Source organism: Paenibacillus agricola, from assembly GCF_011440305.1.
Taxonomy (GTDB): Bacteria; Bacillota; Bacilli; order Paenibacillales; family NBRC-103111; genus Paenibacillus_S; species Paenibacillus_S agricola.
On record NZ_JAAOIW010000004.1, the window covers coordinates 478,887 to 492,019 of the forward strand.

Annotated in this window: 10 protein-coding genes; 1 reads left to right on the forward strand and 9 read right to left on the reverse strand. The window is 46.5% G+C overall.

Annotation, left to right across the window (positions count from 1 at the left end; genetic code table 11):
• Window positions 1-167 precede the first annotated feature (167 nt).
• The gene (locus tag G9U52_RS13690) at window positions 168-575 is read right to left on the reverse strand and encodes a MarR family winged helix-turn-helix transcriptional regulator (protein ID WP_166150325.1); all 408 of its coding nucleotides are present in this window, start codon (window positions 573-575) and stop codon (window positions 168-170) included.
• 201 nt (window positions 576-776) lie between these two features.
• Between G9U52_RS13690 and G9U52_RS13695 the strand changes: the two genes are divergently transcribed.
• On the forward strand, window positions 777-944 hold the full coding sequence (locus G9U52_RS13695; protein ID WP_166150327.1) for a hypothetical protein: 168 nt from the start codon (window positions 777-779) through the stop codon (window positions 942-944).
• On the opposite strand, the gene gyrA is transcribed toward G9U52_RS13695, so the two are convergent.
• The 8 genes from gyrA to bshC all read right to left on the reverse strand — a co-directional run bounded on the left by gyrA (window position 941) and on the right by bshC (window position 13,098).
• On the reverse strand, window positions 941-3,376 hold the full coding sequence (gyrA, locus tag G9U52_RS13700; RefSeq protein WP_166150329.1) for a DNA gyrase subunit A: 2,436 nt from the start codon (window positions 3,374-3,376) through the stop codon (window positions 941-943). The genes G9U52_RS13695 and gyrA overlap by 4 nt on opposite strands.
• A 7-nt stretch (window positions 3,377-3,383) precedes the next feature.
• Window positions 3,384-5,357, reverse strand: coding sequence for a DNA topoisomerase IV subunit B (gene parE / locus G9U52_RS13705; protein WP_166150331.1), 1,974 nt, complete (start codon window positions 5,355-5,357; stop codon window positions 3,384-3,386).
• 111 nt (window positions 5,358-5,468) lie between these two features.
• Entirely contained in the window at window positions 5,469-6,461 is a 993-nt protein-coding gene (locus tag G9U52_RS13710) for an ABC transporter permease (protein ID WP_166150333.1), read from the reverse strand.
• Window positions 6,454-7,410 (reverse strand): ABC transporter ATP-binding protein, encoded by a 957-nt coding sequence (locus G9U52_RS13715; RefSeq protein ID WP_166150335.1) that lies wholly within the window; start codon window positions 7,408-7,410, stop codon window positions 6,454-6,456. Before G9U52_RS13715 ends, G9U52_RS13710 begins: the two co-directional genes overlap by 8 nt.
• Before the next feature lie 73 nt (window positions 7,411-7,483).
• The gene (locus tag G9U52_RS13720) at window positions 7,484-8,338 is read right to left on the reverse strand and encodes a GDSL-type esterase/lipase family protein (protein ID WP_243767318.1); all 855 of its coding nucleotides are present in this window, start codon (window positions 8,336-8,338) and stop codon (window positions 7,484-7,486) included.
• A 120-nt stretch (window positions 8,339-8,458) separates the two neighbouring features.
• Window positions 8,459-9,832 carry a LysM peptidoglycan-binding domain-containing M23 family metallopeptidase gene (locus G9U52_RS41360; protein WP_166150337.1) on the reverse strand — a complete coding sequence of 458 codons (1,374 nt, stop codon included), beginning with the start codon at window positions 9,830-9,832 and terminating at the stop codon, window positions 8,459-8,461.
• Window positions 9,833-10,093: 261 nt separating this feature from the next.
• A complete protein-coding gene (locus tag G9U52_RS13730; protein ID WP_166150339.1) occupies window positions 10,094-11,356 on the reverse strand; it encodes an adenosylhomocysteinase in 1,263 nt (420 codons plus the stop codon).
• Between the two features lie 110 nt (window positions 11,357-11,466).
• The gene (gene bshC / locus G9U52_RS13735) at window positions 11,467-13,098 is read right to left on the reverse strand and encodes a bacillithiol biosynthesis cysteine-adding enzyme BshC (protein WP_311764869.1); all 1,632 of its coding nucleotides are present in this window, start codon (window positions 13,096-13,098) and stop codon (window positions 11,467-11,469) included.
• Window positions 13,099-13,133 lie beyond the last annotated feature (35 nt).

Here is a 13,133-nt window from a genome sequence, read left to right on the forward strand (position 1 = left end):
TTCCTCCAAAGCTGAGCTATTTTTACGGTTAGTATAGCATATTTACCTGTGAAAGACGCTACAATTTACAAAAGGGTTTTTACAGCCTGTGTAGGTAGGATAACCTACATGGAAAAACTAACTGGTGACATTAGCTACCCATAGCTACTCCCCGGCTTTAATCGGCTCTATGCATTAGCCACTTTACCCAGCAAATACACGAGCAGTTGCTGGTTATGTGAGGAGATCCGGCTTAAGTACTGCTGAAGAAAGCGCTCACGTATTTCCATACCTCTTTGGCATTCCGCCTTGCCCTTCTCCGAAACCTCCACCCATACGATACGGCGGTCCTTTTCATCGCGCGACCGGGTGAGCAAGCCAGCTTTCTCCATTCGATCCAGCAAGGTGGTTATCGCTGCAGGCGTTGTCGCCAAAAATTCTATAAAATCCGAAGGCTTCATTCGATCCCGTACCGTCAACAATTCCAAAACGGTTAACTGGCCTTCTGTTAAGGTTGGAGCCAATTGAACTTCCATGTGCATGTGTAAATCCTTCGAAAGCTTCCACCATAGCTTAGCAAATTCCTGGGTTATCATCTTGCCTCATCACTCCCATTCATACCTCACTTTTCCTCTAGTATACCATTGGAAATATGCAGTTTAAAGGTTAATACTATAAATACTTTAAGACATTAATCGATAAAAAGATGGAACTTCAGACGCCTTTCAACATATAGTGCAGCATAGGCATTCGTCTAGCGGCAGAGCTTGTCAGTTCTTGAGAGGAGCGATAATCGTATGGAAACCTGGAAGCAAAACATTGGAAATTTAGCTTTACAAAAGGGCATTCTAAACGACCCACAATGGCTCGAACGGTTGGACGATTCGATGCCAGTATGGGCCGTATTAGAGCTGCTGCTGAAACTATCCGATAAGCTGGAGCCGGAAACGAACAGCTATGATTAATCGGTTTTCATGATATTTGTAATTAAATCAGTTTTGGTAATTGGAATCACTTGCCTACCCGTGGACTTGCGCTGTTCAATCGGCGTTTTCTCCGATGAAAAGGAAAGTCGGTTGCCGCTTTGCAAAATTGCCGTTAGCAGCAGCTCGTCTTTGACGACAAATGCTTTAACAAGGCTCGCACCATTGGGCTTGACTCGTGGCCCTTCTTTAAATTCGAAGGTGAAGATCCCTTTGCCTCCACGCCCTTGGATTGGATAATCAAGAATAAGTGAGCGCTTCGCGAAGCCAAGGTCGGTCACAATAAGCAGCTCGCCCTCGTCGCCCTTGATCCATTCCGAGCTGACTACTTCATCATCATCCTTCATCTGGATGCCACGAACCCCCGCAGCAGCCCTTCCCATCGGGTTCACTTCATTTTCTTTAAACCTTATCGCCATACCTTGCTTCGTGACGAGCATAATATCCTCATCATTTGTAGATAGCTTGACTTCAAAAATGGCATCATGGTCGGCAACCTTGCAAGCAACAATACCGATGGAGCGGCTGGTCGCATAATCCTTCAGCTCAGTCCGTTTGACTTGCCCCTTGCGGGTCACAAACACTAGCGATTTACCTGGATCGGTAAACTCCTTAATCGGAATTACATTGATGATTCGGTCATCCTTAGGTACGGGAATAATGTTGACAATCGCCGTGCCGTTTTCCTTCCATTTGTACTCTGGCACGAGATGGACAGGAAGCATGTAATATTGACCTTTTTGCGTAAAAATAAGCAGCTTTTGTAAGGTACTGACTTCGAGGAGATGACGTAAATAATCCCCCTCCTTCATACCTGTCTTTTCAATTTCACCGCCTGAGCGCGTGAAGGAGAGCTTACTGGTCCGTTTAATATAGCCTTCATTAGATAAGCTGATATAAACATCCTCAGCTGTAACCATGACCTCTAGGTTAACCTTAAGCTCATCCACCTGATCTTGGATATCTGAACGGCGATCAATTCCGTATTTGGTGCGAATTTCTGTCATTTCAGTTTTAATGACGGATAGCAGCTTTTTCTCACTGCCTAGAATCGAACGCAAATAAGCAATCGCTTTTTGGACTTCCTTCAATTCCTTCTCGATCGAATGAATCTCCAGATTCGTTAAACGGTACAATTGCAGGATTAGGATCGCATCCGCCTGGCGCTCTGTAAAGCCGAACATAGCGACCAAATTGTTTTGGGCATCCTGACGATTTTTGGAAGCTTTAATAGCAGCGATCACTTCATCCAGAATGTTAAGTGCTTTGGCAAGCCCCTCTAGCACTTCCTCGCGGTCAACCGCCTTCTCCAAATCAAACTTGGTGCGGAAAGTGACAACTTCCTTTTGATGCGCAATGTAGGCCTTCAATATGTCGATTACGCCCAGTTGCCTCGGGGTTTTATTAACAATAGCGACCATATTAAAATTATAGACGACCTGCAGGTCGGTTTTTTTGAACAAATAAGCAAGAATACCTTGGGCATCGGCTTCCTTTTTCAATTCAACGACGATTCGCAGACCGTTACGGCCGCTTTCATCACGGACAATCGAGATGCCTTCAATTTTTTTCTCCAAACGAATGTTTTCCATCGCTGTGACTAAGCGCGATTTGACCACTTGAAACGGTATTTCCGTAATCACAATTTGCTGAAGACCGCCGCGGACCGTTTCGATTTCGGTACGGGAACGTAAATAAATACGTCCTTTGCCGGTGCGAAAAGCATCTCGGATGCCGTCCGAGCCCATAATGATGCCACCCGTTGGAAAATCGGGACCTCTCATCACCTTCATCAGCTCTTCAAGCTCTAAATCCGGGTTATCAATTAACGCCATACATGCATCAATAACCTCACGCAGGTTATGGGACGGAATTTCCGTTGCAAAGCCAGAGGAAATCCCACTAACGCCATTGACCAATAAATTCGGATAACGAGAGGGCAGCACAACAGGCTCCTTGGTCGAGTTATCAAAATTATCTTTAAAAAGCACTGTGCGCTTCTCAATATCACGCAGTAGCTCCATAGCGATCTCTGACAGGCGAGCCTCTGTATAACGCATTGCTGCAGGAGGATCATCATCCATCGAACCCCAGTTGCCATGTCCGTCAATGAGCATGTGGCCCATTTTCCAAGGCTGCGCCATCCGCACCATCCCATCATAAATGGAGGAATCACCATGCGGGTGATAGTTGCCCATCACGTCGCCAACGGTTTTGGCGGATTTGCGATACATCTTGTCCGGCGAATTGCCTGCATCGTACATAGCGTAAAGAATACGTCGCTGAACCGGCTTTAAGCCATCCCGCACATCAGGAATCGCGCGGTCTTGTATAATATATTTGGAGTAGCGACCGAATCGGTCGCCTACCACTTCTTCTAAAAATGCGGGTAAAAACTTCTCAGGTATCGTCACTTTTTATCTACTCCTCGAACTCGGTAAAGTCGACATTCTCGATAATCCAGCGCTTGCGCGGGTCCACTTTGTCCCCCATCAGCGTGGATACACGCCTTTCGGCTTTGGCCGCGTCCTCAATCTGCACTTGTAATAAAATTCTCGTCTCCGGATCCATCGTCGTTTCCCACAGCTGGATCGGATTCATTTCACCCAAACCCTTGTAGCGCTGCAGCTCGACGCCTTTGCCTAACGTTTTGGTCAGTTTGTTCAATTCATCGTCTGTCCATGCATAACGTACAGAGCTATTTTTGCCTGACTTCTTCGTTACCTTATATAAGGGCGGCTGGGCGATATAAATCTTGCCTGCATCAATTAAAGGCTTCATATACCGATAAAAGAAAGTCAGCAAGAGCACTTGAATATGCGCACCATCCGTATCCGCATCCGTCATAATGATGATTTTGCCATAATTACTTTCGCTAACATCAAATTCAGGACCAACACCAGCCCCGATCGCCGCAATAACTGCCTTATACTCGTCGTTCTTCATAATATCAGGGAGCTTGGCTTTCTCGGGGTTCATGGGCTTGCCCTTCAATGGCAATATCGCCTGATGCTTGGAATCGCGCCCTTGCTTGGCCGATCCTCCTGCCGAATCTCCTTCAACGATGAATAGCTCATTACGCTGGTGATCCTTCGATTGTGCGGGTGTCAGCTTGCCGCCCAAATTCGAGCTTTCGCTCTTGCCCTTCTTGCCGCTGCGTATTTCCTCACGTGCTTTACGTGCTGCTTCGCGTGCTCTCGCAGACAAGACGGCTTTTTTCATAATCATTTGGGCTGTCTGTGGATTTTCCTCGAGAAACACAGCCATCTTCTCGGATACGATCGAATCGACAACGCCGCGGGCGGATGAACTGCCCAACTGGTCCTTAGTCTGGCCGACGAATTCAACCTCGCCCATCTTGATGTTAATTACAACCATCATGCCTTCGCGTAAATCCGTACCGTCGAGGTTTTTATCTTTTTCCTTCAATGCCCCTGTCTTACGTGCATAATCATTCATTACGCGAGTGTAGGCCGTCTTAAAGCCCGTTTCATGCGTACCGCCACCACGGGTCGGAATCGAGTTCACGAAGGAAACTAATGTTTCCGTATAGCCATCGTTATATTGCAGCGCGATCTCTACCTCGATATCTTCCTTCTCGGAGGCAAAATGGATCACTTCATGCAGTACCGTCTTTTCCTCATTCAGGAAAGCGACGAACTGGCTGGCTCCGCCTTCATATTGGAAAGTCTCCTGCTTGTCGCTTCGCTCGTCCTTTAAGGAAACCTGAAGGCCCGAGTTCAGAAAAGCGATTTCCTGTAATCGCTCATACAATGAATCGTAATTAACCGCGATTCCCGCCTGGAACACTCTTTTATCAGGCTTGAAGGTTACCTTCGTACCGGTTTGCCTTGTATTGCCAAGCACCTCAAGTCCGCCTACTGGCTCACCCACGTGCTCAATGCCTTTATCATCCACCCAGTATTCGAAGCGTTGCTTATGGGTCTTGCCATCACGATAAATAATAACCTCAAGCCACTCAGACAACGCATTCGTTACCGAAGCACCGACACCATGCAGACCTCCGGATTTTTTATAGCCCGAGCCACCGAATTTACCGCCAGCATGGAGGATCGTGAATACCACCTGTGGTGTTGGAATTCCTGTTTTATGCATCCCGGTTGGAATGCCCCGGCCGTTATCTTGTACAGTTATCGATTGATCCTTATGGATCGTTACGTCAATTTTCGAACAATATTTCGCTAAATGCTCATCCACCGAATTATCTACGATTTCCCATACCAAATGATGCAATCCAGAAGCGCTAGTGCTCCCTATATACATACCCGGTCTTTTACGGACCGCCACAAGCCCTTCCAGCACTTGAATATCGTCTGCGTCATAATCCGTCCGCGTGGTTGTTTTGTTTGGAATTATATCCAGTTGCTCCGCCATCGCAGCCTCCCCATATTCTTAAAGCTCCAGATTTTGCGCATATACCGCTATTTATTCATGCCACACATGCGCATATCTGGTTTCTATTGTGCATTATAACATCTCACGTTATTAGTTCAACACATCTTTTTTCGTGAATACCGCAAAGGAGGCAATTACGGAGGCAAGTCCCCAAACCGTAAGCACCATCAATGAAAAGGATAAATTCATCCCTTTGATCGGCGGCATACTGCCTGTCAAGTAATCTGTAAGCCGCAAATTAACCATAAATAAATATTTGGCCGTCTCCCAAGAAGACACCATATTGGTCAAAATAGTACCTGAAATTAATACCGCCAGCATCAAGCCCATGCCTGCTGCTGTGCTGCGTACCATGACAGAAACCATCAGTGACATAATCGCTACGATCAGTGCAGAATACCAGACCAAGCCAAATTCCATAATTAAATATAACCATTGCTCTACAGGCCGGACAAATGTCGTGTCCACCTCGGAGCCAATAATGTTAAACCCGAAAAACACTGGCATATCCCAGCCGCCATACCCAAAGAAAAGCCCCGATATAAGATAACAAAGCAGCCCAGTGCTAATAACAACTAACGAGGTAAATAACACGAGGCTAATGAGCTTGCTCATTAACACCTTCCATCGCTGGACGGGGCGGGTTAGCAGCAGCTTGATTGTCCCTGTAGAATGCTCGGAGGAAACCAAGTCGGACGCAATCACCATAATCATCAGCGGAATAAACAAGCCTACTGCATTTTTAATAAATTCTCTTGTAAAGGTTACCCCGTTCGGCTCAGCAGGATTCACATCTTTATCCAAGTAATATTGGGCAAGCTTAACCTCGACCCTGCGAAATTGCTTCCATTCCTCGGGAACACGTGCGCTCCCGATACTTCGCGTATAGTCGACGATCTTTTGCCGTTGCTCAGCCCGCCAATCATTGGTTCCGAATTGCTTCAGGTTATTTTGTGCGACCTTCATCTGCGCATACGTAAACATCGGGATTAACGCCGCCAAAATGAGCAAAACCACGAGCAAACGCTTCTTTTTCAAAATTTTAATACATTCATTTACCACTAACGGATATAAACTAACCAATGCGCTCACCCTCCGTTAAGCTCAAAAATAAATCTTCCAGTGTCGGGCTTTTCGTCTCCACACCATATAGGAGCACACCGGCGACTGCCAATTTTTTTGTTATTGCCGGAATATCCTCTGCACGAAGCTGCGTAATAATGCTCGCCATCTGAAGCTCTTTATCCTCTACAGCGGCTTCTTCGGTCTGCAGCACCAGTACGTCTGGCTCCGTCTGCAGGATCGTCAATGCTAAATTCAAAGGGGATACCCGCCAAATTACGCGGCTCGCCGATTCATCGATCAATGCATCCACTTCCCCTACCTTAATGACCTCACCATGGCTAATAATGGCGACACGGTCGCACATTTGCTGGATTTCACTAAGCAGATGGCTGGATACGAACAAGCTAAGGCCTGTCCTTGCCAGCTGCTGGATAAATTCACGCATTTCCTTAATACCTTGAGGATCCAAGCCATTGGTGGGCTCGTCCAATATAAGCAGCTTTGGGCTGTTCAACAGTGCTTGGGCGATACCCAGCCGCTGCCGCATACCCAACGAATAGGTTCGCACCTTATCGCGTATCCGCACATCCATACCGACGATATCCACAACCTCCTGGATTCGTTTATCGCCCACTCCCGGTAGCATACGGGCAAAATGCTCCAGATTCTCCCAGCCGCTCAAATACGAATAAAGCTCGGGATTTTCTACGATACAGCCCACATATTGCAGCGCTTGGTTATGTTGCTTATGCACATCATAGCCGCAAATCGTAATCGTGCCCTCCGTTGGCGCAATGAGGTCAACAAGCATCCTTATCGTAGTTGTTTTACCAGAGCCATTGGGTCCAAGAAACCCAAATATTTCACCTGCGTACACTTCAAAGGAGATGCCTTTTATTATTTCTTTTCTTTTGATCGATTTCTTTACATTTTTGACCGATAAGACCACTTCTTTAGTTTTCTCCATATGTTCACCTCTCTAGACCCATTTTTCGCCTATGCTGTTAGTACCTGCCCGTACCGGCTACCTTAGGATATAGTTAATTCACGACCTGCGTAATCCGTTCCGCAATTCGTTCGTATCCATCCTGATTAGGGTGAAAATGATCCGTGTACAAATATTTATTCAAATTCAGCTCAAACAAATCCGAGGTGGGTACGACGATAACATTCGGGTAGCGGTGGGCAATTTCAAAGGCGGCTGCATTCCATTTTTGAATAACCAAAGACCCTTGGCGCGAAGGATCCATATCCAGAAATGGATGATATAAGCCTACATACACGATAGTTGCCGTGGTATTCAGCTTGGCGATCCGGTCCATGATTTCCTCTAGCCGCTTCAGCGCCTCCGGCATCCGATCCTCAGCACCCTTTGGATTAAAGCCTTCGTCTCCAGCCGTGTCCATTACACCTTGTCCGCCTTCAAATAAATCATTGCCGCCCGCTGTGAACAGGATCAAATCCGCTTGGGACAAGGAAGCCCCAATATCCTTTTTGGCATCCATATCCTTCAATATGTCATACGTCCGAAAGCCGGGAATGGCAAAATTATTAAAAATAAAAACAGGCTTGCCCAGCTGCTTTTCAAGCTTTTCCTTCGTCTGACCCACATAACCACGCCCTGATAAATCACCGGTGCCCGCAGTTAATGAATCACCGAACGCTACGATTTGAATTTTCTCTTTGGTCGCCAATGGCGATTCTTTAGGTTTCATCGTTTCCCCCGGAGACACAAGTTCACTATTAGTGGCAAGCGTCGGAAAAATAATCTGGTTGATTGCATATACAAAACCGAACATGCAAATAAGTGTCGACAGCAAAGCGGCCAACCCGACCGTCCGCCATAAAAATCGAGTGGATAACAAAACGACTCCTCCCCCTTCTGTATTCGTCAATCGATTAGGACTCCATTTTAGAGTAGCGGTTCACGAGAGAATTTGCAAATCCATGTCAAATAGACCGAAACCTAAGGGTTATCGGTCTTCTGTAGCTAGGATTGGAATCTCCCTTAAGCCTTAACTCGCTTGACTCAGAAAATCCAGTGGGTTTTCCTGCTTATCACCTTTGCGGATTTCAAAATGCAGATGCACCCCCGTTGCCTGCCCTGTATCGCCCATAATCCCGATTTTGTCCCCTTTTTGTATACGTTCGTCTACATCTACAGAAATTTTACTTAAATGCCCATAAAGTGTGCTGTAGCCATTGTGATGGTCAATGATGATACAGTTGCCGTAGCCCGTTTTCCAGCCAGCAAAGCTAACTGAGCCATGATCCGATGCCATAATGCCCGATTGCTCGGATTGAAGATCCATGCCTGGGTGGAAGCCGCCCCAGCGAGAGCCATATCCACTCGTCAGTTTAGCTCTATATACGGGCCAGACAAATTGGCCATTGCCAATGCCCGGAATGCGCTTAGTCCCTTTTTTCACAAGGGCTTGTGTGGCGGGGCGGACGATTGTTTCTTCAATCTGTTCTTCTCGAATAAGTTCCCCATCAATTCTTGTCGTTTGGATTTTCATTTGTTTGAGCCCAGGGACACCGGCCGTGACCACTTCTTGGACTCCGGTCGCCAAAGCAGCATCCTCGATATATTCGTTGTTAAACGGAACTTCTGCAGATACGATCCGCTGCTCAATCGTTTTAAGAGACAGTAACGGCCGTAGTACCGTTAAATCCAATTCTTCGCCAATTTGCAGCTTATGATGGGCAACTTGAGGATTATTGCTATAAATAACCGCTTGATCCAGCTTAAATTTGGCAGCAATGCAAGATACACAATCCCCGGGCAGCACCTTGTACAATACGGGCAAGCTTTCACCAGCAGCTAGTTTATTTAATAGAGCTTCCTCATCCGAGACTGCTTCAGTGCCCACATCCATAGCGGTGAGCTCAATTTGCTGGACGAACTGTACCTCGTGGAGGAGCTCTTGCTCGACGAGCCTTGGCAGTTCCCTTCCCTGATCAACCGTTAAAATATGGACAGCAGCCTTGCTGGCAATTGGATATGCATCTCCATCTGTATCTGCATATACTTTCGCTTCCTCAGCTGTGACTGCACCCGCAATCTTGCCTTGAGCAGCTAGAGCAGCGACTTTATCCTGCTTGTACCGTTCCAATAAAGCCATGGCAGCCGCTTCGTTTCTGACCATACCCAGTGGCTTGCCATCAATCCGAATCTGGATGCCGCGCTTATTATCCTCCCGCATCTTGTCCAATTCTTCGTTTATCGCCTCTTCATTGGCAAGTCCCTTAACCGGCTGGTTTAGCTGCTTCTGCTCATCCTTTCGGCTATCAATTACATGAAACCAGCCAAGCATAATAAGCATAGCCAAGCAGGTACAGCCCACCCATAACCTTGTGAATTTATTCCAGCTTGTTGTGTAATCCACTTGTACCTCCCGTTTGTGCGGTGTAATGGTGGAGAGTAAACAACCTTTGTTAGTTTATTCAGGCAGTTTGCTAAATAGCACAACATTATTGGGCAAAACCCTACAGCGGGCTTTGGCAAGGACTTGGATATGTGGCTTCCGAATCTCTAAAAAAAAAGGCACCCCGCAAAGGGCGCCTTTCCTGAATATGGCCAAGCTTGGAGAACATCCGAATAATTTCCGAATGAATAAGCGAGCTTGCAGATTGGGTGATCCCCTAAATCAATGCTCAGCCCAGCTATCTAGGTATTGCTTCTGTTCATCGGTCAGCTTATCGATTGTTACGTTCATGGAAGCCAATTTATAACGGGCAACCTGCTCGTCAAGATCGTAAGGAACATTAACAACCTTTTGACCGATTGTTTTGTAATTATCGTTTACATACTTCAAGGACATTGCTTGTAAGGCAAATGTCATATCCATAATTTCTGCCGGATGTCCATCGCCTGCAGCCAAATTGACCAAACGGCCTTCTGCGATCAAATACACCTTGCGACCGTCTTTAAGCTTATATTCCTCGATATTGCGGCGAACGGTACGCTTGGATTCCGAAAGCTCATCCAATTCTGGCTTGTTCACTTCGATATCGAAATGGCCCGCATTGGAAAGAATAGCGCCATCCTTCATCACTTTATAGTGCTCGCCGCGGATAACATCACGGTTACCTGTAACGGTTACGAAGAAATCGCCGATTGCGGCTGCTTCTACCATTGACATTACAGCATATCCGTCCATGTAGGCTTCAACTGCACGAATGCCGTCAATTTCCGTAACTACTACGTTAGCGCCAAGCCCCTTTGCACGCATAGCAACACCTTTACCGCACCAGCCGTAGCCAACTACAACAACAGTTTTACCAGCTACAACCAGATTCGTTGTACGGTTGATGCCATCCCATACAGATTGGCCTGTACCATAACGGTTATCAAACAAATATTTGCAATACGCATCGTTAACCGCAATCATTGGGAATTGCAGCTTGCCGTCTTTTTCCATCGCTTTCAGACGTAAAATGCCTGTAGTCGTTTCTTCGGCGCCACCGCGAACGTTTTTCAGCAAATCCTTGCGCTCGGAATGCAGCATCGAAACCAAATCGCCGCCATCATCGATAATAAGATCCGGTTCGGTTTCCAAGGTTTTGATCAACAATTCTCTATATTCTTGCGGATCTGGGTTGTACTTGGCAAATACGGTAATACCGTCTTCTACCAAGGCTGCACAAACATCATCCTGGGTGGACAACGGATTGCTTCCGCAAATAGCTACTTCAGCGCCACCCGCTTTAACCACTTTGGCCAAATAAGCCGTTTTGGCTTCCAAATGCAAGGAAATCGCTACTTTAAGCCCTTTGAAAGGCTGTTCTTTTTCAAACTGCTCTCTAATTCGGTTCAAAACCGGCATATGGGCATTTACCCATTCGATTTTCAGGTGGCCTTCTGGTGCTAAAGCTAAATCTTTAATAATACTACGATCTTTCGTGTTCATTAAATTTCCTCCTTAGAGTTTTCGCAGAAAACTTACATCGTAAGCATCCACTTTTGAGTTTTCGCAGAAAACTTACTTCGTAAGCATCTACCTTTGAGTTTTCGCTTACCTTACATATAACAAACCTTGTGTTGGCCATCTGGGACTATATCGCTATCCAGAATTTCATAAAGCCATGCATCTCCATATTTATTAAGATATGAAAAAATGTTATAAACGCGTTCCTGGGGCTTGCCCATAGGAACAACGGATAAGCCGATACGCTGGAATTGGCGAAGGGATGCATCGAATTGTGAACGAGCCGCATCGGTTGCCTTTTGCTCCAGAAATTGAATTTGCTCCATTATCTTGCTCAAGTTGGTTTCTCCAAGCTTGCCAACACCCGGGTTAATACTAGCAATAAGCTCCACTAGCGGCTGGTAGCCTTCCTTGAAACGCGACCTGACTTCTTCAAATCGCTCCTCAAGCTTTAAGGTATCCTGGGAACGGAGCCATTCCTCTTGTTTGCCTTCCAGCCGGTTAAGCACGTCATCCAGGGACAAGCCGTACTTCGCCATATTTTTCTGGATCGTTCCTTCAAGCAAGGTAAACTCCATACGCGGAATCACAATCGGCATTTTATTGCCTACTTTATGGAAGGCTTCTCGGGTAATCGCCCAATACGCTACCTCACCAGGACCGAGTACCGTCCCTAGCACCGGAAACAAATAATCCTGCATCAATGGTCTGGTCATTACGTTATTGCTTAGTCGCTCCGGTGAATAGGCAGCCCATTCCAGCAATTGCTCGCGGGAATAAATCCGCTCTTTTTTACGATCGGTAAAAGGTCCGCTCGCACCATCGGCATATAACAAAATGCGCTCTTCATCATCTACAACGAATAGATTGGCATTATGCTCATGAACTTCAACCTGGGAAGCATAACCTAATGCTTCGACCTTGGCTTTGCCGCTTTGCACAGCATTATTCAATATATCATGCTCCCGAATCAATCGCTCAAACATCGGGGCTTCCAGCTGACGGACGAGCGGGTCATCGGAATTGATAAGCACCAGACCATAGGTGCCAAATAGCTTAGCAATAATACGTGCAAAAAAGTCTACTAAGGTATTCGATTCCGCCGCTATCCTATGCAGCAAATCCATCCATCCCGGCTTGAATTCGGTTGGAATGAGTGATGCGTCCAATAGCTCAAGCGCCGTAACCCATTGCTCTTGAGCAATCTTCAGGCTGCTAACCGTGCTACGCTTACCTGTGGGATGCTCGATCTTGATTTTGCTGACCTGCATATCCGAGGATAAATAATACATATGGTTCACTTCTTCAAAATCATGGTCTTCGCCAGCAATCCAAAAAACCGGAATGACAGGTCTGCCCAGCTTCTCCGAAGCCAGCTTAGCTGAACGAATCAGGGTAATCGCCTTATAAATCACAAGCGATTGTCCCGTAAATAAGCCTGCTTGCTGCCCACCAACGATACAAAGCGTTTCCTGCTGCTTTAACTTCCCAATGGCTTTAATAGCTTCAGGAGCATTGCCAATGGCTTTATTGTAAGCCTGCAAAACCCCAGCGAGCTGCCCGCGGTCTGCTAATATTGCATCCTCACGATCCAACCAAGCTGCGCGTTCTCCCCAAGATGATTCCTGCCAAGGGTTATAATCAAACAAGTCGCTTACCTTGCCGAAATCTTGAATGTAATCCTCCGTTAAAGGCAGGCTGGATTTCCAATGAATCGATTCCACTTTCAACAACGGAAGCCGCCTCGCTTTATTTATAA

Coding starts and splice junctions, on each gene's coding strand:
- G9U52_RS13690 (WP_166150325.1), bottom strand. CDS start 575: ATGATAACCCAGGAATTTGCTAAGCTATGGTGGAAGCTTTCGAAGGAT.
- G9U52_RS13695 (WP_166150327.1), top strand. CDS start 777: ATGGAAACCTGGAAGCAAAACATTGGAAATTTAGCTTTACAAAAGGGC.
- parE (WP_166150331.1), bottom strand. CDS start 5,357: ATGGCGGAGCAACTGGATATAATTCCAAACAAAACAACCACGCGGACG.
- G9U52_RS13715 (WP_166150335.1), bottom strand. CDS start 7,410: ATGGAGAAAACTAAAGAAGTGGTCTTATCGGTCAAAAATGTAAAGAAA.
- G9U52_RS13730 (WP_166150339.1), bottom strand. CDS start 11,356: ATGAACACGAAAGATCGTAGTATTATTAAAGATTTAGCTTTAGCACCA.